This is a genomic window from Altericroceibacterium xinjiangense (assembly GCF_003958635.1).
In the GTDB taxonomy this organism is placed as follows: Bacteria; Pseudomonadota; Alphaproteobacteria; order Sphingomonadales; family Sphingomonadaceae; genus Altericroceibacterium_A; species Altericroceibacterium_A xinjiangense.
This window is the reverse complement of sequence record NZ_RSEK01000001.1, coordinates 419,239-440,408: the sequence shown is the minus strand read 5'-3', so window position 1 is coordinate 440,408 and position 21,170 is coordinate 419,239. Positions and strand designations below refer to the sequence as shown.

General features: G+C 64.7%; 26 protein-coding genes. 8 read left to right on the top strand and 18 right to left on the bottom strand.

Translation table 11 applies throughout. From position 1 onward, the window contains the following. Window positions 1-48: 48 nt before the first annotated feature. Both ELY13_RS02095 and ELY13_RS02090 read right to left on the bottom strand, forming a co-directional pair. Complete coding sequence (locus ELY13_RS02095; protein WP_126172199.1) at window positions 49-507, bottom strand: DUF2793 domain-containing protein; 459 nt, start codon at window positions 505-507, stop codon at window positions 49-51. Window positions 508-517: 10 nt separating this feature from the next. Continuing rightward, on the bottom strand, window positions 518-2,701 hold the full coding sequence (locus ELY13_RS02090; RefSeq protein WP_126172198.1) for a GTA baseplate fiber-binding domain-containing protein: 2,184 nt from the start codon (window positions 2,699-2,701) through the stop codon (window positions 518-520). A gap of 84 nt (window positions 2,702-2,785) precedes the next feature. Between ELY13_RS02090 and ELY13_RS14925 the strand changes: the two genes are divergently transcribed. Beyond that, window positions 2,786-3,127: a hypothetical protein gene (locus tag ELY13_RS14925; RefSeq protein ID WP_164549678.1), complete on the top strand. Its 342-nt coding sequence runs from the start codon at window positions 2,786-2,788 to the stop codon at window positions 3,125-3,127. Here the strand turns inward: ELY13_RS14925 and ELY13_RS02080 are convergent. The 14 genes from ELY13_RS02080 to ELY13_RS02015 form a co-directional block, all read right to left on the bottom strand. After that, a complete protein-coding gene (locus ELY13_RS02080; protein WP_126172196.1) occupies window positions 3,106-3,927 on the bottom strand; it encodes a DUF2163 domain-containing protein in 822 nt (273 codons plus the stop codon). The genes ELY13_RS14925 and ELY13_RS02080 overlap by 22 nt on opposite strands. Continuing rightward, on the bottom strand, window positions 3,924-6,251 hold the full coding sequence (locus tag ELY13_RS02075; RefSeq protein ID WP_126172195.1) for a DUF2460 domain-containing protein: 2,328 nt from the start codon (window positions 6,249-6,251) through the stop codon (window positions 3,924-3,926). The genes ELY13_RS02080 and ELY13_RS02075 overlap by 4 nt, the downstream gene beginning before the upstream one ends. Before the next feature lie 597 nt (window positions 6,252-6,848). Then, on the bottom strand, window positions 6,849-7,046 hold the full coding sequence (locus tag ELY13_RS02065; protein WP_126172194.1) for a phage tail assembly chaperone: 198 nt from the start codon (window positions 7,044-7,046) through the stop codon (window positions 6,849-6,851). Further along, a complete protein-coding gene (locus ELY13_RS02060; RefSeq protein WP_126172193.1) occupies window positions 7,043-7,357 on the bottom strand; it encodes a gene transfer agent family protein in 315 nt (104 codons plus the stop codon). Before ELY13_RS02060 ends, ELY13_RS02065 begins: the two co-directional genes overlap by 4 nt. Beyond that, window positions 7,354-7,761, bottom strand: a complete 408-nt coding sequence (locus ELY13_RS02055; protein ID WP_126172192.1) for a phage major tail protein, TP901-1 family — start codon at window positions 7,759-7,761, stop codon at window positions 7,354-7,356. The genes ELY13_RS02060 and ELY13_RS02055 overlap by 4 nt, the downstream gene beginning before the upstream one ends. A gap of 23 nt (window positions 7,762-7,784) precedes the next feature. Continuing rightward, a complete protein-coding gene (locus tag ELY13_RS02050; protein ID WP_126172191.1) occupies window positions 7,785-8,174 on the bottom strand; it encodes a DUF3168 domain-containing protein in 390 nt (129 codons plus the stop codon). A gap of 3 nt (window positions 8,175-8,177) precedes the next feature. Beyond that, on the bottom strand, window positions 8,178-8,345 hold the full coding sequence (locus ELY13_RS14920; protein WP_164549677.1) for a hypothetical protein: 168 nt from the start codon (window positions 8,343-8,345) through the stop codon (window positions 8,178-8,180). Then, window positions 8,342-8,890: a head-tail connector protein gene (locus ELY13_RS02045; RefSeq protein WP_126172190.1), complete on the bottom strand. Its 549-nt coding sequence runs from the start codon at window positions 8,888-8,890 to the stop codon at window positions 8,342-8,344. The genes ELY13_RS14920 and ELY13_RS02045 overlap by 4 nt, the downstream gene beginning before the upstream one ends. A gap of 100 nt (window positions 8,891-8,990) precedes the next feature. After that, window positions 8,991-10,118, bottom strand: coding sequence for a phage major capsid protein (locus ELY13_RS02040; RefSeq protein ID WP_241233495.1), 1,128 nt, complete (start codon window positions 10,116-10,118; stop codon window positions 8,991-8,993). Window positions 10,119-10,258: 140 nt separating this feature from the next. After that, window positions 10,259-10,666 (bottom strand): HK97 family phage prohead protease, encoded by a 408-nt coding sequence (locus ELY13_RS02035; protein WP_126172188.1) that lies wholly within the window; start codon window positions 10,664-10,666, stop codon window positions 10,259-10,261. Beyond that, window positions 10,663-10,971: a DUF6127 family protein gene (locus ELY13_RS02030; protein ID WP_126172187.1), complete on the bottom strand. Its 309-nt coding sequence runs from the start codon at window positions 10,969-10,971 to the stop codon at window positions 10,663-10,665. The genes ELY13_RS02035 and ELY13_RS02030 overlap by 4 nt, the downstream gene beginning before the upstream one ends. Then, window positions 10,968-12,137, bottom strand: coding sequence for a phage portal protein (locus tag ELY13_RS02025; protein WP_126172186.1), 1,170 nt, complete (start codon window positions 12,135-12,137; stop codon window positions 10,968-10,970). The genes ELY13_RS02030 and ELY13_RS02025 overlap by 4 nt, the downstream gene beginning before the upstream one ends. 13 nt (window positions 12,138-12,150) lie before the next feature. Next, a complete protein-coding gene (locus ELY13_RS02020) occupies window positions 12,151-13,485 on the bottom strand; it encodes a DNA-packaging protein (RefSeq protein WP_126172185.1) in 1,335 nt (444 codons plus the stop codon). Then, window positions 13,469-13,960, bottom strand: a complete 492-nt coding sequence (locus ELY13_RS02015) for a hypothetical protein (RefSeq protein WP_126172184.1) — start codon at window positions 13,958-13,960, stop codon at window positions 13,469-13,471. The genes ELY13_RS02020 and ELY13_RS02015 overlap by 17 nt, the downstream gene beginning before the upstream one ends. A gap of 192 nt (window positions 13,961-14,152) precedes the next feature. Here ELY13_RS02015 and ELY13_RS02010 point away from each other — a divergent pair, with 192 nt between their 5' ends. Further along, window positions 14,153-14,788: a YqaA family protein gene (locus ELY13_RS02010; protein ID WP_126172183.1), complete on the top strand. Its 636-nt coding sequence runs from the start codon at window positions 14,153-14,155 to the stop codon at window positions 14,786-14,788. A 64-nt stretch (window positions 14,789-14,852) separates the two neighbouring features. On the opposite strand, the gene spt is transcribed toward ELY13_RS02010, so the two are convergent. Together spt and ELY13_RS02000 are read right to left on the bottom strand one after the other, a co-directional pair. Then, window positions 14,853-16,103: a serine palmitoyltransferase gene (spt, locus tag ELY13_RS02005; protein ID WP_126172182.1), complete on the bottom strand. Its 1,251-nt coding sequence runs from the start codon at window positions 16,101-16,103 to the stop codon at window positions 14,853-14,855. A gap of 7 nt (window positions 16,104-16,110) precedes the next feature. Next, window positions 16,111-16,353, bottom strand: coding sequence for an acyl carrier protein (locus ELY13_RS02000; RefSeq protein ID WP_126172181.1), 243 nt, complete (start codon window positions 16,351-16,353; stop codon window positions 16,111-16,113). 154 nt (window positions 16,354-16,507) lie between these two features. On the opposite strand from ELY13_RS02000, the gene ELY13_RS01995 reads away from it, so the two are divergent. The 6 genes from ELY13_RS01995 to ELY13_RS01970 all read left to right on the top strand — a co-directional run bounded on the left by ELY13_RS01995 (window position 16,508) and on the right by ELY13_RS01970 (window position 21,169). Next, the gene (locus ELY13_RS01995; RefSeq protein ID WP_206435953.1) at window positions 16,508-16,792 is read left to right on the top strand and encodes a DUF3572 family protein; all 285 of its coding nucleotides are present in this window, start codon (window positions 16,508-16,510) and stop codon (window positions 16,790-16,792) included. Beyond that, on the top strand, window positions 16,789-17,418 hold the full coding sequence (locus tag ELY13_RS01990) for an HAD family hydrolase (protein ID WP_126172180.1): 630 nt from the start codon (window positions 16,789-16,791) through the stop codon (window positions 17,416-17,418). The genes ELY13_RS01995 and ELY13_RS01990 overlap by 4 nt, the downstream gene beginning before the upstream one ends. Then, window positions 17,415-17,873, top strand: a complete 459-nt coding sequence (locus tag ELY13_RS01985) for a RidA family protein (protein WP_126172179.1) — start codon at window positions 17,415-17,417, stop codon at window positions 17,871-17,873. The genes ELY13_RS01990 and ELY13_RS01985 overlap by 4 nt, the downstream gene beginning before the upstream one ends. An 8-nt stretch (window positions 17,874-17,881) precedes the next feature. Beyond that, a complete protein-coding gene (locus ELY13_RS01980) occupies window positions 17,882-19,018 on the top strand; it encodes a GNAT family N-acetyltransferase (protein ID WP_126172178.1) in 1,137 nt (378 codons plus the stop codon). A gap of 118 nt (window positions 19,019-19,136) precedes the next feature. Beyond that, entirely contained in the window at window positions 19,137-19,595 is a 459-nt protein-coding gene (gene dksA, locus ELY13_RS01975) for an RNA polymerase-binding protein DksA (protein WP_126172177.1), read from the top strand. Window positions 19,596-19,684: 89 nt separating this feature from the next. After that, window positions 19,685-21,169 carry an ABC transporter substrate-binding protein gene (locus ELY13_RS01970; protein WP_241233494.1) on the top strand — a complete coding sequence of 495 codons (1,485 nt, stop codon included), beginning with the start codon at window positions 19,685-19,687 and terminating at the stop codon, window positions 21,167-21,169. The last annotated feature ends 1 nt before the right edge of the window (window position 21,170 follow it).

Here is a 21,170-nt window from a genome sequence, read left to right as displayed (position 1 = left end):
TCCGTGATCGCTTCGCTTAACGCTTTAGCGGCCCATTCGGTCCATCCTTCAACTCTCTGGCAGGATCCCGCTGGATGTCAGCAACGTTATCAGGCTGGCGATAGCGGTCCGAGCTTCCACATCTATCGTCGTGCCGCCAGTCGGGCTCTCTGGACGAGCCGGACGTTGCCATCCATTCCGGAACCGGATCTCCTGCCCGGTGGACCGATCCAGCACCCGCATACCGTCACGCGGAGCAATGAACAGCCAGGACCCCGCCTGCCTGCAGGCAATTGCGCCATCGTGGCCAGTCCAATCCCCTATGGCTTCGGGTTCGACAAGCCAGCAATCGCCGTCGGCCGGAGAGGCGGGCGGAGTGGCTGATTTCCCTTCGATGGCCGGATGCAGCAGGGCATCGGCCAGCGAATGCGCTTCATTGATGAAGAATTCCTTCTGTGCCTGAGCGGCAAACAGCAGCGGAAGCCCGAAGCGCGGACTGGCGGATGTAAAGCGGAATGGTTCGGACATGAAGCTTCCCTCAAGAAAGAGTGGTGAGCAGAAGGGGGGGAGAAAGGGCAGAGTTCCCTGACTGCCGCACCCAAAGGTTTGCGTCGGAATGATCAGCCAAAAGACTAGCAACCGTGCCAGCCCCAATTTCGAGACGCGGCTCATGAACTATCCAGCGCAGCCAAGGCTCTTCCACCGGGCCCACCCCGACGAGATATGTCTCGCTTTGCTCGTTAAGCGGGATTTCGACCTCACCTGGCCAGGTCCACACACCGCGGGCACGGCGGGTCCAGCCAAGGGTCAGGGATCCGTCGGCATGCCGCTTGCAGCGCGGGTGCACCGGGCAGAGCGGTCGAGCGCTGATGCCGGAATTGATCAGTCCACTCCGGACAGGTTGGCTATCCGCCAAGCCAAGTGCAGCAATGACGACGTTTTCCGCCGAACCGACCTTCGCTGCATCTATCGGGATCGGGCGGTCATCGATCAGCACAAAGCGCGTGTCCGCCGGGTGCCCCGACCCGGCAGCGGCCTCTGTTCCGCCTCGGCCCCGCAGTACGCCGGACAAGCGCCACGCACGTGGCCCGATCGGTGCTGCTCGGGAGAACTGGACGATTTCATCCCCGATCAGCGCCCGATTGCCGCCGCCGGCAAGAGCTTCCACCGACAAGGAGTCGAGCGAGAAGTCGTCGGACACCAACTCAACATCGACAGACCCGCGCTCCAGCAGCAGCGCCGGGGAGGACGGCAGAGGCGTAAGCAGGCGGCCAAGGATGCTCCGCCGCGATGCATTTCCAAGCGGCGCCAACTGCCCGCCGGTTTCGAGGTAGAGCGCCGCACCTCTCCAGCCGCCCGACTCGGAAGAAGGAGCTGCGAAAACCAGCCGATTGTCCGCACCGCCGCTGCCGTCCCACGGCAGTTCGTAAGCGACCAGGTCAGTCAGAGTGATGGCTTCGTCTCGGGCCGACAACGCTGTGCCCGCATCACCACCGGACTGCCGGGCAGGCCCGCGCGGCAAACGACGCAATTCAAGCTCAATTCCCCGGTCGCGCCATTCCCATGATTCGACGCGCCAGAGCCCGCCGTGTCCCGGCACGCGCACCACGGCGCCCGGGATGAGTTGCGGGTCCAGTTCAGCTATTCGCCAGCCCATCACCTCTCGCGACGACCTGGCTCGCTCGGCAGCCTGGTTGATGAGCGTGCGGGCCTGGGTCGCTTCGAGTGCGCCAGGAAATTCGAGGACCCGACTGCGACCCGGCCGCGCACGCCCATCGGCGCGCTGCAGTCCGGCCTGAAAGTCGCGACCCATATCGTAGTAGCGCATTTCGTCCGTAATATCGCTCGCGCACCCGAGCCGCTGGCGGGTTTCGCCAGTTGCGTTGCCGAAGCTTTCGCCATCATCGGCTGCCGCGGCAGGGGGGAGGAGCGGCGGATTGGAGGGAATGGTCTCCGCCGCGCAAAAGCTCAACCGATCGCCACCTGCGTCACAGGAGAGCGGGTACACCTGGTCGATCACCGACAGATTACCGAGCAGCGATCCGCCCTCGTTCGTGAAGCCTGCAAGATCGACGAGGTTCCGGTCTGCTTCGGGTGGATGTTCAAGGCCATCCAGCAGCTGCGCCAGCGTGATTCCGTCATCGTCGGCAACGACTTCGAAAGTGAGCGCGGGAATGCGATTGCCGAAGTCCGTCAGATCGAGCGCTTCGAACACACAGTAAGCCATGCCGCGGTGGGCAGGGGAAGCCGCACCTTTGTCCGATGCGATCAGCGGGTCTGCCGGTTGGTCACCATGGCCGGTGTAAATCCGCATACTGCCGCCCGTTTTCAGGTCGCCCGCAGCGCCGCGCAGCAAGTTGCCATCTGCCCAGATGCGCTCCACCCGCGCTATCGGCCGACTGGAAAGCGCCACCGCCAGGGAAACCGAATAGCTGTAGGTAGTGGCTGAAGGAGATCCTTTCCCGCCACCGGTTTGTTCCGCCTGTTCAGCCAGATCGGTTGCCCAGATGATTGTACCTGCCGTGCGCATCCGACCGTAGTGACGAGGGAGCGCGGAGCCGTAGCTGGAGGTTGTAACTGCCAGATCCTTGACGCGCGGACCCTCCCGGCGCGAACCGCCGATGACGGCCTGATCTACGTGACGCCCGACCAGCGCACCAATCGCGCCGCCGAGGGGACCGCCGGCCATCGTGCCGATGGCTGAGAATACAAGTGTAGCCATGGATTTTCACTCACCAAGGCGCCAATGACGTACAACCGGCCAAGGAAGTGGGCCAGGCGTGCGAGTGACGCGGAGTAGCGCAGCATGCGCATGGACGAAGTATCCGTCCTGCACCGCTACAAGGAGATGGAACTGGGCGGGGCCGGCACGCACCAGCATCACGTCGCCAACCGTTACCGGCCCATCGGCCGCTTCCAGCCCGCAGGCTGGAACACGGGAAAGCCAAGGCTCGATGTCCGTATTGCGCAGTCGGTAGTCACCGGGAATCTCGGCAGGCCTGCCGATCGCGGCCAACGAAGCCGTAACCACTCCCACGCAGTCGAGTCCTCGTTCGGGATCTCGGCCATGCAGCCGGAACGGGGTCCCGGCCAGCGCTTCTGCGGCAGCCGCGAGCGCGGCGCCGTTCATGAACGCATCGACGGATAGCGAGCGAGAAGATCGTTACCGGGGAGGAATGGCTCTCCCTGGAAATTCACCGCATTCGCAAATCGGGTATGGCACGTGGCGATCGTATGGTCGCATCCTTCGCGTACAAGAGCATGAAGTCCGGGCAGGAGCTCGGGATCGAGCTCGGCGTCCAGCGTCAGCCAGCCACCCTCCACTATCGTCACTTCCATCCGGATTCCGGCTTGTGGCCCGTCGATCCAGCGCACGCTTCCATCCGCGCAATCCGAAGCCGGAGGGCCGCCGCTGAACCGAACGCGATTTTCCGGGAAGTCGATCTCAAGGAGCACGGCTTCGTGCGTGAACCGCGCGGGGCTCAGCAGACAGCCAGGCCCACAGAACTGGGCTCGGCAGGTGGGACTGGTGCGCGGGACCGGATCGACTTCAAGATCGGCCTTGGCGGACCGAAGCTCGGCCGTGAAGCCACCCGCTTCCTGGCCGATGGTACCGATTTCACCGCGGTAGAGCGTTGCCCGATCAAGCGTTTCCCAATCTACCACCCCGATCGCAACGCGCGCTGCATCGAAGCGCCCCGCCGCCAGATCATGGGCAGAGATTGCATCATGGCTCAGCGCGACCCGGACTTCAGCGCTGTCCGCCTGAAGATCCGCAGTCCGGCGTATCGCGGAAGGAACCATTCCCGGGGCGGCGCGGTGCCGCACCCCGTCAAACCATAAGTCGCGGTCATGGCTGGTGAAACCGAGCGTTACTCCGTCCCGGCGCCGAATGCGCCAGAAGGTGGCCGTCCCTTCCAGCTCCTCCCGAAAAAAGACCCGGCTCATGCGACTTCCCGCACTTCGATCAGCGGCACGGACGGAGCTTCCCCGGCAGCGAACGTCGCGCCCGTAATATCCAGCCTGTCTTCGGCGAAACGCACCGGAACATCGAACAGGAATCCTGCCCGGATCACGCTGCCAGCAGGCGGAGCGCTGGTGAACGTCACGATGCCGCCGCTCCGCAGCGTCCACGCGCTGGCTTCGGCTCCATCGATGCTCAGCCTGACCGTGTCCGCACGGGGTCGGGTGATTGGCCGAACCTGCGGCTCATCCCCGTCGCCATAACGCTTCACGAGCTGAAAACTCGCGGTCAGTCCGTCGCCGACTCCGATGCGCTGGTCGAGCATGGTCGGGGTGCCGGTCATCCCGTTGGAACTGTGATCGAATGGATCGCCCAGTCGAAATCCGCGCGCGGCGCCGCGCCGGGCGCGGAAAAAAGCGATCAGGACCCCAAGTTCGGCTTCGGAACGCAGCCCAGGCCCGACATCGAACCGAAGCCGGGCATCGGTCCACTGGCTGGATCGCCGTTCGTGGCCGGAGGCGGTGACCGATATCGAGGTGGAGAATTCCGGACTCACGCCCGCATCCTTGCCCAGCGCAAGCGGATAGAGCACATCGTCAAAGGCTTGCATCGTTTCATCCTGAACTGCGGGAAGGCGGGTGTATCCGTCACGGCAGACCTGTGGGCTAGCCCAGACGAAGCATCGCGGCACACCGCGCGCCATCGCTTCCTCCAGCCCCACATCGATCCGGGGCCACAACGCCTCGGCATCCGAAGCCTTGAGGACGAAGCCGGAGATGTAGTCTTGGTGCTGCAGCGGATATCCCAGCCGTTCCTGCACCGTATCGTAGGCAGCCTTGCGCAAGGCTTCGGCTCCGGCGGTCAGCCAGTCATAATCTTCAACCTGCAGCCGGTCGTAGGCCGGCCAGGCCCAGCCAACGGGCATGTTAGCCCGGTGCGCTTCGGGCATGGACGGATCGAGCACTGTCGGGGTGAATACCAGCAGCATCACTTCGACCGCGCCGCCACTTGCTTCCCGGACGGCATCGCGCAAACGTGCCGTCGAGGCAGCGAGCAGCTCACCGGCCTTGTCGAGCAGGAGCTGCTCGTCAGCATTCAGGGGCGCACGGATGTCTTCGATGACCGGCATATCCGCGCCGAAGATCGCCAAGGCGTTGTCGTCGTAGAGGCAGATCCGTCCTTCGGGCATCACCCACCACCACGGTTCGCCGATCTGAAAGGATAGCGGAAGTCCCGCGTTCCTCAGCAGGTCCACGAAATGACCAGCGATCCGGCACAAGAAGTCTATGGCGGCGTCGTTAGCGGGAGACAGCAAGGTGGAAGGCGGATCCCACCCCGTGCGGGCGTACTCACCGTTCGCCGCGCGCTGCTGCCAGTCGGCAGGGCAATGTTGCGCCAGCAGCTCATAGGAAAGGGAAGGGATCGGGGCATAGCCTTGGGCCTTGCACAGCCCGAAGTAGGCGGCATGCCACGCCTCGGCAGGACCGGCGAGCACCGCATCGAAGGCGAGCAGCGTCCCGCCGACGTCTGGAAAGAGCCGGTAGTAGTGGCTCATCCCCACGTAATGGGTAATCGCTCCGCGATACCCCAAGCCGCGCAACGTGCGCAGTACCCGGGCGGGCGTCTGGTTGTAGCAGTCGTCGTACGCGGTTGCCATGCCGATGCCGTGGGGCGGCAGCAGGACATCGCCAATCTTCAGCATCGCCCGGTCGCCTTCGCAGGCGATCCCGGTCAGTTCGACCCAGCCATTCGCGCGATCGGGCAACAGGGCAGAGCTGACCGGATCGAAGCCGGGAGGCGCGATCGAGATGAACATGCGATCGATATCGGACGGGTGGACCGGGTCCGCACCTTCGGGGAGATCCCAGCCGCCAGAGAGCCGGGAAAACGGCAATTCGACCAGAGCGTCTTCTGGCGTGCCGCTGGCGTAGTTCCACAACCTGACAAACCAGCTGTGCGGCTCTCCGCCAGAGTCGCGCCCTTCGATCGTGAGCGTCGGACCGTTCACCGCATCCAGCGGAATCACGCCGCCCGAACGCCAGCGGAACCGCAACGTGGTCCGCGAGTAATCGCGGTCTGTATCGTAGGCGAGCAACGGGTGGTCGAGCCGATCCTCGCTGTCCCAGATCAGCCCGACAAGCGCGCTGGCGTGATGCACTTCCACATCGACCCGCAGCGAGTCCGGCCCGGTCGTAACGACAGAGGCCATGGTCGGACGGGGAAAGTCGACGGTCCAGAAGCGCGGATCAAACCGCTGGATGTGATCCGTTTCTTCACCGTCACGCTTCTGTGCGAGCCAGAATGCCATGATGCTTCCTCTCTAGAATTCGCGCAGCACGCGTCGGACCGAGCTTGCGACCTGCCGTGCAGATCGTTGCAGCGCGACCGGTGCGGCAGTTCCCTTTGGAGCGGCCAACTGGATTGCCACTCGCACATCGCGCGGACGGCTGCCGCCCGCAGTCCCGGCCTCGATCCGGCCAGAACTGGTCGGCACGAAAACCTCCGGCCCTCTCTCACCAACCAAATAGCCTTGGCCTGGGGCCACCGGACCGCCGGTGGCCCCAGGCCGGGGAGCCCCAGCAATGCTCCGATTGCGCCCGTTAGCAGTCCGCCGACGCCGCTGCTTGCTCCAGTCGGTGCAGCGGCTCCGCCCAGGGTGTTTCCAATCCCGCTTTGCACGGCATGGGCTGCAATCTGGTCGAGCGTTTGCACCGCCGTGCGTTTCAGGTCATCGAAACCGAGACTGCCGCGCCGCACGGCCGACAAGAGGCCCTGCTCCAGGATATTACCTGCCTCGGCAAAGCCTTTGACCAGGCTGCGGTCCAGGGTCCCGCGCATCGTTTCAATGTCGGAACGGAAGCCTTGTGTGCTGGCGCGCACTTCCACCAGCATGCTCTCGATAGGTTCATCCATCTTGCTCTCGCTCCAGCAGGGTGTTGAGTTCCGTGCGGCTCAGCGGGCATTCCTCTTCGCCGCTCGCGGGTGAAAGGATCGCAGCCAGTTCAGCAGGCGTCGCTTTCCAGAAGTCGTCCGGTCGCCAGCCGAATGAGCGGGGAACCAGACCGGCGAGCCGAAGAGCCACCGCGCCGAAGCACTCGCTCATGCGCGGCCCTGGAGGATCTGTCCCAGCAGTTGCCGCAAGGGCGCCGCGCAGGCAGCCAGTCCCAGCGAAGCCACCGCTTCGCTCAATTCCTCGCGGCCGATGCCGTCATTTTCGGAGAGACAATGCCAGAATAGAGCTGCCATTTCCGACAGGCGCAGCCGGCCCTCGCTCGCGCGGTCAACCAGCGCGAAAAGTGGCCCGAGCTCTTCCTCCGCAGCAACCAGAGCGGCAAAAGTCGGTCGCAACAAGCGCGGGCGCCCCGCTACGCTGAGCGAAGCCTCGCCTCTCAAGGGATTGGCCACCCCGCTCATGCCGGCAGCACCGGGCCGGAGCTTTCCAGCTGCAGGGTATAGTTGCGCTCGCCGTTGAAATCGCCGGCGTAATCGAGCCGCTGAACAAGGAAACGTCCCCGCAACTTCTCGCCATCCTCGAAGGACAGTTCATACTCCTCGATCGTGCCGCCCAGCGCGTGGACCCGAATGTCCGCTTCCGCGGCGCTACCCAGGAAAATTCCGGCAGCACTGACGGATACCGATCGGGATCCCGCACCGGAGAGCAGCTCGCGCCAGCCACCGGATTCCTTGTGGGTCACGACCACCGTGTCGCCATTGATGGACATCTGCGTGGTCCTGAGGCCGGCCACGGTTCGATAGGCGGCCGGCTGGGCGCCGTCGCCGATCTTGAGGAGGAAGGCGGAGCCTTTCTGAGCGATCATAGTATTCTCCGATTGGTGAGAAATCAGGAAGCAAGCGCGCGGAAGCGGTATTCCAGCAGGACGGCGCGGGTGTTCCCGGGCCGCTGCTCGGCGCGGCTGCGAAGGAAAACGCAGCTGATGATCCGGAATCCCGGCTGTTCACGCGGCAGGGTTTCGATCCGGCTGCCGATGGTCTCGATCAGCGATGCCGCGCGCGCCGGATCGTCACCGCGGCAGTGAAGCTCGAAGGCGAGGCGGATTTCACGCCCGCGCGTGTCCTTCGTGCTCCAGTCGGTGCTCGCACTCGCGACGATGCCGAGCCATGGCAGGCTGGCGCGGGCGGGAGCTTCCTCGGCCACCAGGTTGATCCCGCGGGCCAATGCAGGCTCTTCGGCAAGCCACTTCACCAGCGCTGCGCGCAGCGAAATTTCCATGGGTCAGTCCTTTGCGAACAGGGGCCAGAGGAGTCCCGCCTTGCGCCAGCGGGATGGATCGCTGCGCCGGGCGAGCAGGGTCTCTACGGCGCGAGCCTGGGCCATTTTGTCTGCCTTGGCGGCAAGGCGCGCGGCGAAGCTGGCAGGAAGCCTTACCTTTGCCTCGATCATATCAGGCGGACCTGCCGCCAAGGACGCCATAATGCGACGATAGCCGCAGGCGGAAGCGGCCCGGAATTGCCGTTCTCCCGCTCCCGGTACTGATGCGCGGCAAGACGGATGATCCCATGCCGCAAGCCGGCCGGCAGGTCGGTCCACTCGGAGCCAAGGCCGGCTGAGAAGCGCACAGCATAACGTCCGGCAGACCCTTGGCGCAGGATGCGGACCAGCGCTCCGCCCTCGGCGCTGAGCGCAACGGCGAAATCTTCCGGAGCGAGCGAAAAGCGCGATCCATCGGCGGTAACAGCCTCGACGGACAGGATCGCCTGGATCGGCCGCGTTCTCAGCCGCTGCCAACCCGGGCCAGACGGAATCAATTCCTCGCACGTGGCCTCAAGGGGCATTTGCCCAGTGAACCCTTCGCACAATTCCAGCGCGGCTCGCAGCAGTGCCGTCAGGCCTGCATCCTCTTCAAATGTTGTGATGGCGAGCCAATCCTTCAGCTCGCCGAGAGCCGCGGGAGAAAGCTCCGCCGGCGTAATGATGGCGCGTTTCATTCGCTGATCCTGCTATGGATGAAATCGATCCTCTCTCGGATGGGACCACCCGAAGGCTGGGAGGGGTGTCCCTGTTGAGATCACCCCTCCTGCTGCTCCGTTACGCCTCGATTTTCAGAAGCTTGATCGCCGCGCTGTCGAGCACCTGGCCGCCCACGCGCTTGGTCGCGTAGAAGTGGACGAACGGCTTGTTGGTGAAGGGATCGCGCAGGATCGTCGTCGCGCTGCGCTCGGTCACAAGGTAGCCTGCCTTGAAATTGCCGAACGCGATCGGGAACGTGCCCGCGGCGATGTCCGGCATGTCCTCGGCTTCGATCACCGGATAACCGAGCAGGCGGTTCGGCTGGCCGTCCACCAGACCCGGCTGCCAGAGAAACGCACCGTCTGCCGTCTTGAACTTGCGAACCTTCGCCAGCGTGGAGGAGTTCATGACCCAGCAGGCGCCTTGGCGGTAGCTGGCCTTGACCGAATGCACGAGGTCGATGAGCCGCTCTTCCGGGCTCGGGCCAATCTGGTCTGCGGCACCCGATCCGATGTACTGCATGGTGCCGAACGGGCGGACTGCATCCCCGGCGAGCGACAGGGGCGAAGACAGCAAACCAAGCGGCTGGTTGACGCCGTTCCCGGCGACGAAGGCGGCGCCTTCAGCGCGGGCGAATTCGACGGCGATCTCGTTCGCCAGCCAGCCTTCCAGGTCAAATGCCGCGTCGTCGAGCATTGCCTGGCTTGCGGCCGGATTGGCGTAAAGCTCACCGGAAGGGGGAGCGATCTCATTGAACTTCGGAGCGGTCGTTTCGGGACGGCCCGCCGTCTCGCTCACCCAGCCGGAAGCCGTTCCGCCGGAAGTCACCAGCTTGCGGTATCCGCCGCTGCCGACCTGAACCACGTGCGCCAGCTGGCGGATCGGACTGATCTCCTTCAGTTGGCGGGAGATCATCGCGTCGATCTCCTGCGGAACGGCGTATCCGCCATCCTGGGCAACAGCGCCGGTGATCGATTTCAACTCCGTCTCCGATCCCCGACGCAGGAAGCCATCGACGAAGCTTTTCACTTCGGTATCGCTGGAAGTGCCGCCAAGCGCCGGTCGAGCGGCGGCACGGCTGACGCGGTCGAGCCGCGCCTTCACTTCATCGACGTCCGAGCGCAGGACCTGAATCGCCGTCTCGGCCGCGTCCTGGCGGGAGACGAGATCGAAGGAAGCCTTCAGCGCTTCGGTTCCGTGTTCCATATCCATTGAGGCACTCACTTTCTTTCAGGTACAAAAAAGCCGCCCGTGGGCGGCCGGTTGGTGTTCTGTCGCCCTGCAGAGAAGGCGACAGGGGATGTTCCTGGGACGGGGGGTGAGGTCCCGGTCCGCAGGATCGTTGTTCAGTGAACCAGGTGCACGCGCGCTCCGTATTGCAGCGGGTGGGTGACCAGGCTTACCTCGAACAAATCGATGTCCTCCAGCAGGCGTCCTTCCGGCATTCGCCGAAAGCCGCGAGCGCGGTAGCCGAAGCTCAATCCGCTCACCGCCTTGTCCATCAGCAGGGCGGCGGCGCGGCTGTCCCGGGCATCGACCCGCGCGATCACGCGCAGGCCCCGCTCATCCTCGGCAGCGTGTTCGACGGTGCCGATGCGCTGTCCGTTCCTGTGCTGCCACAGCAGCGGCACGGGCTGGTCGCGGCTGGCCAGAGTTCGGGCAAACGCGCCCTTGAGGATGACATCGCCTGCGCCATCGGCGATGTCGAACAGAGCTGCATAGCCGGCTATGCGGAGGAGACCGGGCGCGCTCACCCGATCATCTCCGAAAAGCCGAGCCGCACCGCGATCCCGATCAGCAGCAACGCCAGCGCTCCGCGCACCCACCACTCGACTACTGCCTTCCAGGCGCTTGCCTTCGCATCGCGCCACGCTCGCAGCAGCTCCCGCAATTCGTCGATATCGTTCTGCGCGCTCCTGTCGCCGAGGCTGAGCCGTTCGAGCACGCGCCGCGCTCCCAGTTCGCTCGCTTCTTCGACTATTGCGCGCAAGGTGACGAGATCGCCGCCTTCGCCCGCCGCCTGGGTCATCAGCCGGGTTAGCAAGTCTTCGCGAGTCATCGGTTCGTCTCCATCGCATCGAGGCCGAGGAGCGCGCGTTTTTCTGCGGCTGACAGGAAATCGGCAGCCGAAACCTGCGCCCACAGCTTCTCGCGGTCTTCGGAAAGGGCAGGGACGCGGTCGAGATCGATCGACAGCGCCAGTTTCGGGAACCAGGGGGAAAGCCCCTCCTGCAGCGCCGACAGGATCTTGCCGGCCAGCGGCAGCAGGGTCAGGCGCCACAGCGCGCGGTTGGCCTCCCGGTAGTTGGAGTACGTGTTGTCACCGGGCAGACCGAGCAGCATCGGCGGTACGCCGAAACCCAGCGCGATGTCGCGGGCTGCGGCGGCTTTCAGTTCGGCGAAGTCCATGTCGGCGGGCGTCATCGACAGGCTTTGCCACTTCAGGCCGCCTTCCAGCAGCATCGGCCGCCCGGCGTTGCCTCCGCCAGAGAAAGCCTGGGTCAACTCGACCTTCAGCCGCTCGAACTGCTCCGCGGTCAAACCGCCGGTCTCGCCCGATTCGTAGACAAGGGCGCCCGAGGGACGGGCTGCATTCTCCAGCAGTGCGCGATTCCAGGTGGAGGCGGCGTTATGGATCGCTACCGCCTGCTCGGCTGCGGAAAGGCAGCCGGCGCCATAGTGGTCATCGGCCGGGTGGAAGCTTTTCAGGTGGATCAGGTTTGGCCAGCCGTCCTCGTCCTCGACTGGGATCGTCAGCGACTTGTCGCCAACCTTGTACTGGTAGGCGGCCGGCCAGCCATTGGCTCCTGCCACGATCGAGATCCGCTCGGGCCGCAAGGCGAAAAGCTCGATCGGCTTGTTGCTGGCGTCCTTCATGACCTGGACGAACCCGTTGCCGTGAAGCAGCAGGTGGGACGCCAGCGTCTCGAGCAGGGATTGGCCCGCGCTTGTCGCGGTAAGCAGGGCGCGCACCTTTTCATCGCAGCGCGCGATCGGGGCACTTGCCACGCCTTCGGCCACAAGGCGCACGGCACGCTGGGCCACCGGGTTGTCCAGATAGGCCCGCCGTACGGAGCGGGCGTATTCGAAGGGCGAATGTCCGCTGATCGTGTCCGTTGCGCCGTAGGCCTGGGCCCAAGGCGATATGAAGCTGCGCGCCAGCGGCACGCGCGAAGTCTCGCCCCCGCCCTTGAAGGCGGAAGCGAGCGTATCGATGAACGACATCGGATTCTCCTGTCTAAACCTGCAGTACCCGCGGGCTTGCCGCGGGCTTCAGCATCAGCTCGGTCATTGCCCAGACCAGCGCATCGGCCCGGTCGGGGGAGCCGCCCGGGCCTTCATAACCACCCGCCGCCATCAAGCCGCAAAGCTGATCTTCCAGTTCAGGGAACAGCCCTGCGTGGCGTACCCGTCCTGCCTCGTAGAGCGCAGCAACTGGCTCGGCCCGCGCACTCTTTCCCCGGCTGGCGTGGACCAGCTTCACCGGCAGCGCGATTTCCGCGGCGCGCAGCACGGATTCAACCATCGCGCCTCCCTGGTTCGCTTCGGCGATGATCCGATCGGCGTTCCACCACCGCGCGGCGTTGGCCACTGCGCGGGCCCACCGCTCGGGCGTCGGCTTCTGGGCCGAACAATCGGCCAGAACCCGCGCCACCCCGTCTCCGCAGGCGGCGCATACCACAATGCCGCAGGCGTCCCCTTGAGCGGAGGCTGGCGGATCGACCCCGATCACCACGCGCTGGATCGTCCAGCTCGTGCTTTCTTCCCGGCACTCCTCTATCAGGGAGCGGTTCCACAGCGCGCCTTCCACGTCCTGGATGAGCTCGCCTTCAAGCTCCTGCCGGCCAAGCACCGAGCGACCGAATTCCCGCCGCATGCTGCGGATGAACCGCAAGGGGACATTGCCGGCGTTCCGGGCCGTCGTCCCCCGGGTGACCACCGTCTCGCCGCTTTCCTCCCCTGCAAGGAGGCGCCGCACCAGCGGCACCGAGCGCGGAGTGGTGGTCGCAGCAATTCGCTGGTCCGGCCCCAGCCTCAAACCGAGCAGGAGATTGTCCCATGCGCGCAGCGCCTTCCCGCTACCATTGGTCCACTTGCCCACTTCGTCGCACCAGGCATGGCTGTGCTGCGGCCCCCGCAAGGATTCAGGCTCTGCTGCCGAATAGAGCAGCGCCTGCGCCCCGTTGGGAAAGGTGACGCGGCGCAAGCTCGGCTCGAAGATCGGGCGCCGTTGCGGCGGACAGCAGGCGAGCAGGCCGCTCTCTCCTTCCACCATCACGGCGCGCACTTCGGAAAGGGATGCACCGACCAGCGCGATCCGTGCATCCGGGTTCGCTTCGGCAGTCGCGCGAACCCATTCGGCTCCTGCACGTGTTTTGCCAAAACCCCGCCCCCCCATCACCAGCCAGACGCGCCAGTCACCGGGCGGGGGCAATTGCTCCGGATGCGCGAAGAAGGAGAAGTTGTACTTCCATTCGTTCTTCTGTTCCTGGTTCATGCTCCGGCCCAACTGATCGAGCTGGGCCGGGGTAGCGTTGAGCAGCCACTTCTGCGGATCAGAGAGTGTCGTCATGATCGTCTCTGGCTTCGCTTTCGGCCAGCACTTGCGCCCGCAGCGCGGCAACCTTGCGATCGATCGAGGCCCGGATCTCGGATGCGTCGACGTTCGTCTGGCTGGCTCGTTCGCGGGTCACCGCTTCGCGGTGGGAGAGTAGCAGTCGCAGGGCCACCGCGTTGTCATAGCTGCGCGCCGCGCGCTTCGCGCCGGGGGGAGGCTTCAGTTCGCCTTCCCGCAGGCGCCCGAGCAACTCCATCTCCAGGTTGTCGTACCCTTCGCACAAGGCTGCTTGCCAATGGCGGGCGAATTCACGCCGTTTGCGGCGTGCTTCATACACGGCCGAGGTGCTGACCCCCGCGATCTTCGCCGCGCGAGTTACGTTGGACGTTTCGGCCAGAGCGGCGAGGAACTGGGGCATCCAGACACGCGCCACAGGGCTCTGGCCGCCGAGGCGCGTTTCCGCGCCGGGCGTTTGCTTCGGCTTGCTCATGAGGTTGGTCCGCTTGGTGAGAGGGAGCGGGGGGCGGAAGGCCCCCCGTCGAATCGCACTATCGCGAGGTTCCTTTTGTCTAACCAAAGAGCGTCACGATGTCAAACAGATTGTGCCATATTGGTTATATCGTTTTGGTTGCGCTGCTGCTCGCGCTCGCCTAGTCGCGCTGAAACATGGGAGGGTCGCGCTATGCTGCGCCGGCTGTATGACTGGACGATGGAGAAGGCGGCGCATCCTCATGCGCAAGCCTGGCTGGCGTTTTTCTCGTTTATCGAAGCAAGCTTTTTCCCGATTCCGCCGCATCCGCTGCTGGGACTGATGTGCCTCGCAGAACCCCGCCGAGCGATCCGGTTCGCAGCGATTGCCACTGCCGCTTCAGTCGCGGGCGGACTGTTCGGCTATGCGATCGGGTACTTCCTGTTCGAATCGATCGGTGCATCCCTTTTGGCTGCACTTGGCCTTGGCGAAAGCTTCCCGCAGGCTGCCTGTTACCTGCGGGAATACGACGTCGAGGTCATCCTGCTCGCCGGCGCGACTCCGGTTCCGTTCAAGCTGCTGACGATCACCGCCGGGTTCATCAAGATGGCGCTGGTGCCGTTTATCCTGGCCAGCATCGCCGGCCGCGCGCTGATCTTCATGACCGTGGGAATCCTGTTCCGCTTGTTCGGAGCGCCGATCAAGAGAGTGATCGATCAGTATCTCGGTACCGTCACGGCAGCGTTCGGCGTGCTGGTCGTCGCCGGGATCTTCGCGGTCACGCTGATCGGCGGCGATGACCACGGCCCCACCGACGCGTGCGAGGCGGCCACGACCGTTCAGGCCTGACGGATCCAAAGTTCACAAGCGCCGCCGGACGAAGAGTCGGGCGGCGCTTGTTACCACAGTCTCGTCAGATGATCCCCACGCGCTTGCCGGCGCGTTCGAACATGCCGAGGATCGTCTCGACTTGTTCTTCCGAATGCTCGGCGCACAGGGAACAGCGCAGCAGCGTCATGTTGGCGGGGGTTGCCGGCGGGCGGGCAAGGTTGACGTAAAGCCCTTCCTTCAGCAGCGCTTCCCACATGGCCGCGCCGCGCTCGAGATCCGGCATGATCACCGCAACGATCGCGCTTTGCGGCTCTTTGGTCCCAAGCTGGAAGCCGTGCTTCCTCAGCCCAGCGTGAAGGCGCTTGGAATTCTCCCACAGATGCGCGCGCTTGTCCGCATTGCGCATCAGCTTGCGGATTGAGGTCGCGGCAGTCGCGACCACGCTGGGCGGTAGCGAGGCGGTGAACACGTAAGGCCGGCAGACCAGCCGCATGATCTCGAACTTCGGGTGGTTGGACACGCAGAAGCCGCCCACCGTGCCGACGCTCTTGGAGAAGGTGCCGATCACGAAATCGACTTCGTCGATCACGCCCTGCTCTTCGGCCACGCCGCGCCCGTTCGGGCCGATGAAGCCCATGGAGTGCGCCTCGTCCACCAGCACCATCGCGCCGTAGCGCTTGGCCACCGCGACCATTTCCTTCAGCGGGGCGACATCGCCCAGCATGGAATAGACGCCTTCCAGCACCACCAGCTTGCCGGCACCTTCGGGGATACGGCGCAGGCGCTTTTCCATCGCCTCGATGTCGTTGTGCTTGAACGGCACCACTTCCGCATTGCCAAGCGCACACCCGTCCCAGATGCTGGCGTGGCTATCGATGTCGAGGACGATGTAGTCGCCCTTTCCGGCGATGGTCGAAATGATCCCGAGATTGGCCTGGTACCCGGTGGAAAAGACCATCGCATGGTCCATCGCATAGAACTCGCGAAGGGCCTGCTCGACCTCCCGGTGGCCCTGATACGTCCCGTTCAGCACCCGGCTGCCCGTGGTGCCTGATCCGAAGTCGTCCAGCGCCTGCTTGCCGGCCGCGATGACGTCCGGGTCAAACGTCATGCCCATGTAGTTGTAGGTGCCGAGCAGGATTGTCTCCCGCCCGTTGCAGATCGCGCTGGTGGGGGAGAGTACCTTCTCCATCACCAGGCTGAACGGATCCTCGATCCCGCTGTCCAGCAGGTCTTTCCGCTGCTGGATCAGGGGATCGAACTTGGAGAACAGGTCCGGCGTGTCGCCTTCGCGGATCACCGGCTGGTCCGGCTGGCTAATTCCCTGGCTCATCGTGCGCTCAATCGTTCTGGAGCTTGCAGACCGCATCCACCAGCTGGCCGTAAGTCTCGATCTCTGCCTGCTGGTTCATGCTGATGATGATGTCGAACTCGTCTTCGATCGCGGCGACGAAATCCATCACCGTCAGGCTGTCGAACTCGAGATCGCCTGCGAAGGTAGTCTGGTCCGTGATCGCGATGCCCTTCTTGTTGAACGGCTCGATCAGGGATCGGATCTTGGTGTCGACGTCGGCGCGGTTCATCATTCGGCTCCTGGAGGTTGCGGGGCACAAGCGTCGGGCAGGGCCGAATGTCAAGCGCGGGAGGTCGAACCTTGCCGTTGCGCGCAACAGGACCTACCTCGTCACCAGCCTTTCAGGCGTGCGCGAAAGCCCGTTCCGATCCTGCGTTTAGCGAGTGGTTCCTATTCTCGACCGACCTCAACATGTACCTGCCGATCCCGGCGACCTTTCCCTGAAGGCGTTGGCCTGGATCCTGTCCGATTCGTCCCGGGCGCACCGCCTGCTGGACCTGACGGGTCTCACTCCCGAGGTTCTGCGGACTGGCCTTGCCAGGCCCGAAGTGCAGGGAGCGATCCTGGACTTTCTCTGCGCCCATGAGCCGGACCTGATCGCGGCTGCCGATGAGATGGGAATGGACCCGGCCGATCTAGCCGCCGCGCGCGGAAGGCTGGGCGCATGAACCGCCCGCTGGTCATCACCGATTGCGATGAAGTGCTGCTGCACATGGTTCGCCACTTTCGGGCATGGCTGCACGATCGGCACGGGATAGAGTTTCTGCTGGAAGGCAATCCCTTCGCCCAGTCGATGCGACGGATCGAAAGCGGGGACCAGGTCAGCGAAGAGGACGTGTTCGCGTTCCTCAATTCGTTCTTCGACAGCGAGATGCCGCGCCAGACCGCGATCGATGGCGCCGTTGACGCGATCGTGGAACTGCAGCGCGAAGCCGACGTGGTCGTACTGACCAACATCAAGGACCACTTCAACGAAAGCCGGCAGCGGCAGCTGGCCGAACATGGCATCGATGCCCGGGTCTTCACCAACCAGGGCCCGAAGGGCGAAGCGCTGAAGCGCATCTTCGACGAATACCGACCGTCTCGCGCCGTGTTCATCGACGATATCGCCAAGCACCACGCCTCGGCCGCCGAAATTGTGCCCGTAGTCGGCCGCCTTCACTTCTGCGGCGAACCGGCCATCGCGGGCCATGTCCCGTGCGCCTTCCAGGCCGGTCACGCTCATGCCCGGATCGATACATGGGACAAGGCCTTGCCCTGGCTGCTCCAACACCTGCATGGGGAACCATCATGACCATCGAACAAAACCTCGCCGAACGCGGCATCACTCTTCCCGAAGCCGCGGCCCCTGTGGCAAGCTACGTCCCTGTCGTGATCGCGCAGGGATTTGCCCACGTGTCCGGCCAGCTGCCCTTCATCGACGGGAAGCTGGTCACCGGCCGCCTGGGGGAAGATGTGTCTCTCGAGGACGGAACTGCCGCAGCCCGGGCCTGCGGACTGATGATCCTTGCCCAGCTCAAGGCGGCGGGCCTGCTTGAACGGGTAGAGCGGGTGGTCAAGCTCGGCGCTTTCGTCAACTCGGCCGCCAGCTTCACCGATCAGCCGAAGATCGCCAACGGCGCATCGGAACTGATGGTCGAGGTATTCGGCGAAGCCGGACGTCACGCCCGCAGCGCCGTCGGGGTGCCGGTTCTGCCGCTCGGCGCGGCGGTTGAGGTGGACGCGGTCATCGCCTTGTCGAGCAGCTAAGGGCGGCTGTGCCCCGTGACGACCTGACCTTGCGCGTCGCCGCTTCGGTAGGCTCGTTTCCCGCCGCGGAGTGGGATGCGGTGGCCGGAGCGGACAATCCCTTCGTCAGCCACGCGTTCCTGACCGCGCTGGAGGATTCCGGCAGCGTTGGCCAGGGCACTGGCTGGGCGCCCGCGCCGCTGGCTGTCGAGGAAGCGGGAGCGCGCCTGATCGGCGCCTTGCCAGCCTATGCCAAGGGGCACAGCCAGGGCGAATATGTCTTCGACTACGCCTGGGCCGACGCCTGGCAGCAGGCTGGCGGGGAGTACTATCCCAAGCTCCAGATTTGCGTGCCGTTCACGCCGGCCACCGGGCCGCGGCTGCTGATGTCCGATCCCGCGTGCGCGCCGCTGCTGCTGCGCGCGGCCGAGGCCTTGTGCGATCAGAACGACTTTTCGTCCGCCCACGCGACCTTCATCGAACCGGCCCAGCTGCCGCTGTTCGAACGGGCGGGGTGGCTGCTGCGCAGCGACATCCAGTTCCACTGGGAAAACCGCGACTATTCCAGCTTCGAGGGTTTCCTGGATCAGCTCGCGTCCCGCAAGCGCAAGGCAATCCGCAAGGAACGCGCCGCCGCACAGGAGGGCGTCACGATCCGCCGCCTAACCGGCGACGAAATCCGGCCGGAACACTGGGACGCCTTCTGGGAATTCTATCAGGACACCGGCGCGCGCAAGTGGGGCCAGCCTTATCTTACCCGCCGCGCCTTCGACCTGATCGGGGAACGGATGGGGGAGCGCATCCTGTTGGTGCTCGCATTCCTGGACGAGGAGCCGATTGCCGGGGCGCTGAACTTCATCGGCGGAGAGGCGATCTATGGCCGATACTGGGGCTGCACGCTCGACAAGCCCTTCCTGCATTTTGAACTGTGCTATTACCAGGCAATCGATGCAGCCATCGAGCTTGGCCTCAAGCGGGTGGAAGCCGGCGCCCAAGGGGGCCACAAGCTCGCCCGGGGGTATGAGCCGGTGCAGACCTGGTCGGCGCACTGGATCGCCGATCCCGGATTCCGCCGGGCTGTCGCCGATTACCTGAAGCAGGAACGGGAAGGCATCGCGATGGACCGGCTCCTGCTGGGAGACCGCACTCCGTTCCGCAAGGGGTAGGTGTTGATTGCTGCTTGTGCCGGATTCACCCTGCCCCTATAGGCCCGGAAACCGGCGCCGGGTGCCATGCGATTGGATCACGCAGCGGTATATCCTGCCGGATAGGGAGTGCGGAGTAGTGGCGTCGGCACCGGGTGACGATATCGACATTCTCGCCAAGGCGAAGAGGGCTTTGCCCGGCGATTATACGCCAAGCGAAGACGAAGAGTACATGAGTGAGAAGCAGCTGGACTATTTCCGGGTGCTGCTGCTCCAGTGGAAGAAGTCGATCCTTTCGGCCGCTGAGGACACTCTGCAGTCGCTGCAGGACGGCCCCATCCGCGAAGCTGACCTGAATGACCGCGCCTCCAGCGAAACCGACTGGGGCATCGAACTGCGCACCCGCGACCGCCAGCGCAAGCTGATCGCCAAGATCGACGCGGCGCTTCGCCGGATCGAGGATGCCGAATACGGCTGGTGTGAAGTCAGCGGGGAGCCGATCGGCATCAATCGCCTGATTGCGCGGCCGATCGCGACCATGACCGTCGAAGCCCAGCAAGCGCATGAGCGGCGGGAAAAAATCTCTCGCGACGATTGATCCGGGACGTGCGGCTCCAATCGCCGCCTGCAGTTCCTGAATTGATCCCGGCCATTGATGGCGGCGCAAGCGCAGCCTAGGTCCACGGCATGCCCATCCGTCCGCTGGCCCTTCTGATGTCCATGCTGTTGCTGCTTCCCGGCTGCGGGCGGGAGGAGAGCGGGACGATCGCGGTCGCCTTTGTCGACAGCGGACAAGCCCCCTTTGCGCAGGAATTCCCCTTGTCCGGCCCGGCCCGCCACCTGCGCGCTGCGACCGATGCCGGGCTGGTCGCCCTCAATGCGGAAGGGGAAGTGATCCCGGCGCTTGCGGACCAGTGGATCGTGACGGATGACGGCCTGAGCTACATCTTCCGCTTGCGCGACGTGAACTGGCCCGATGGCGATCCCCTCAGCGCCGATAGCGCGCGGGCAGCCTTGAGGAAGGCGATCACCGGGTTGCGCGGGACCTCGCTCGGGCTGGGGAGCGCCAAGATCTCGGAGGTGCGCGCGATGGCCGGGCGGGTGGTGGAAATCCGGCTGAAAAGTCCCATGCCCGAATTTCTCCAGCTGCTGGCCCAGCCGGAACTGGCACTGGTTCCTGACAACGGCGCGGCGGGCCCGATGGAACTGGAGCGCGAAGGCGGACCTATGGTGCTGGACGCGAAAACGCCGGAACAGCGCGGTTTGCCTGCAGAAGACAATTGGCGGCAGGGTATCCGTCCTCTCACCGTGGAGGCTCTGCCTGCGGAAGAAGCCATTCGCCGGTTCGACGCAGGTGCGGTCGACGTGGTGCTGGGCGGGCGCATCGATTCGATCCCGCTGGTCGATACGGGCCCGCTCTCGCGCGGGACGGTAAGGCTCGACCCGGCAATCGGCTTGTTCGGCTTGCAAGTGTACCGGGACGAGGGACTGCTGGCCACCGCCGAAGGACGCGAAGCCGTAGCGATGGCGATCGACCGCGCCGCCTTGCTGGAACCCTTCGGCATAGGAGGCTGGGCCGTGAGCGAACGGATCGTTCCTCCCGGCGCGGCGCAGGACCTCGGCCTTCCGGACGAACGCTGGGCGGAGCAGACCATCGAGCAGCGCCGGGCCGAGGCAGCCCGCCGGGTCGCCGTCTGGCGCACGCAGGCTTCGGAGGATGAGCTTGGTCCGCAGATTCCGGAACTTACCGTAAGGCTGGGGGAAGGTCCGGGGCTGGACAGGTTGTTCGCTGGCCTTGCGCAGCAACTGGCTACTATCGGAGTTACACTTCGCCGGGTCGAGGAGGAGGGCGAGGCTGACCTGATGCTGGTGGATCGCACGGCGCGTTACGCTGGAGCCCGATGGTTTCTCGATCAGCTCAGCTGTTCCTTGGGGGAAGGCCTTTGCGCGCCTGATGCCGATAATCTGGTGGAACAGTCCCTCACGGAACAGAACGGTGCTGCAAGGGCCGATCTTCTCGCGGAAGCGGAACGTCGGTTGACCGCCGCAGGGGTCTTCATTCCGATCGCCCAGCCGCTGCGCTGGTCCCTCGTGCGCAGTACGATCGCTGGTTTCAGCCCCAACGCCTGGGCCTTTCATCCCTTGTCCGACATAGCCGGAATTCCCAGATGAG

Bases quoted from the DNA above. Each gene is read 5' to 3' on its own strand.
- ELY13_RS02095 (WP_126172199.1), bottom strand. From the start codon at position 507: ATGTCCGAACCATTCCGCTTTACATCCGCCAGTCCGCGCTTCGGGCTT.
- ELY13_RS02090 (WP_126172198.1), bottom strand. From the start codon at position 2,701: ATGGCTACACTTGTATTCTCAGCCATCGGCACGATGGCCGGCGGTCCC.
- ELY13_RS14925 (WP_164549678.1), top strand. From the start codon at position 2,786: ATGCGCATGGACGAAGTATCCGTCCTGCACCGCTACAAGGAGATGGAA.
- ELY13_RS02080 (WP_126172196.1), bottom strand. From the start codon at position 3,927: ATGAGCCGGGTCTTTTTTCGGGAGGAGCTGGAAGGGACGGCCACCTTC.
- ELY13_RS02075 (WP_126172195.1), bottom strand. From the start codon at position 6,251: ATGGCATTCTGGCTCGCACAGAAGCGTGACGGTGAAGAAACGGATCAC.
- ELY13_RS02065 (WP_126172194.1), bottom strand. From the start codon at position 7,046: ATGAGCGAGTGCTTCGGCGCGGTGGCTCTTCGGCTCGCCGGTCTGGTT.
- ELY13_RS02060 (WP_126172193.1), bottom strand. From the start codon at position 7,357: ATGAGCGGGGTGGCCAATCCCTTGAGAGGCGAGGCTTCGCTCAGCGTA.
- ELY13_RS02055 (WP_126172192.1), bottom strand. From the start codon at position 7,761: ATGATCGCTCAGAAAGGCTCCGCCTTCCTCCTCAAGATCGGCGACGGC.
- ELY13_RS02050 (WP_126172191.1), bottom strand. From the start codon at position 8,174: ATGGAAATTTCGCTGCGCGCAGCGCTGGTGAAGTGGCTTGCCGAAGAG.
- ELY13_RS14920 (WP_164549677.1), bottom strand. From the start codon at position 8,345: ATGATCGAGGCAAAGGTAAGGCTTCCTGCCAGCTTCGCCGCGCGCCTT.
- ELY13_RS02045 (WP_126172190.1), bottom strand. From the start codon at position 8,890: ATGAAACGCGCCATCATTACGCCGGCGGAGCTTTCTCCCGCGGCTCTC.
- ELY13_RS02040 (WP_241233495.1), bottom strand. From the start codon at position 10,118: ATGGAACACGGAACCGAAGCGCTGAAGGCTTCCTTCGATCTCGTCTCC.
- ELY13_RS02030 (WP_126172187.1), bottom strand. From the start codon at position 10,971: ATGACTCGCGAAGACTTGCTAACCCGGCTGATGACCCAGGCGGCGGGC.
- ELY13_RS02025 (WP_126172186.1), bottom strand. From the start codon at position 12,137: ATGTCGTTCATCGATACGCTCGCTTCCGCCTTCAAGGGCGGGGGCGAG.
- ELY13_RS02020 (WP_126172185.1), bottom strand. From the start codon at position 13,485: ATGACGACACTCTCTGATCCGCAGAAGTGGCTGCTCAACGCTACCCCG.
- ELY13_RS02015 (WP_126172184.1), bottom strand. From the start codon at position 13,960: ATGAGCAAGCCGAAGCAAACGCCCGGCGCGGAAACGCGCCTCGGCGGC.
- ELY13_RS02010 (WP_126172183.1), top strand. From the start codon at position 14,153: ATGCTGCGCCGGCTGTATGACTGGACGATGGAGAAGGCGGCGCATCCT.
- spt (WP_126172182.1), bottom strand. From the start codon at position 16,103: ATGAGCCAGGGAATTAGCCAGCCGGACCAGCCGGTGATCCGCGAAGGC.
- ELY13_RS02000 (WP_126172181.1), bottom strand. From the start codon at position 16,353: ATGAACCGCGCCGACGTCGACACCAAGATCCGATCCCTGATCGAGCCG.
- ELY13_RS01990 (WP_126172180.1), top strand. From the start codon at position 16,789: ATGAACCGCCCGCTGGTCATCACCGATTGCGATGAAGTGCTGCTGCAC.
- ELY13_RS01985 (WP_126172179.1), top strand. From the start codon at position 17,415: ATGACCATCGAACAAAACCTCGCCGAACGCGGCATCACTCTTCCCGAA.
- ELY13_RS01970 (WP_241233494.1), top strand. From the start codon at position 19,685: ATGCCCATCCGTCCGCTGGCCCTTCTGATGTCCATGCTGTTGCTGCTT.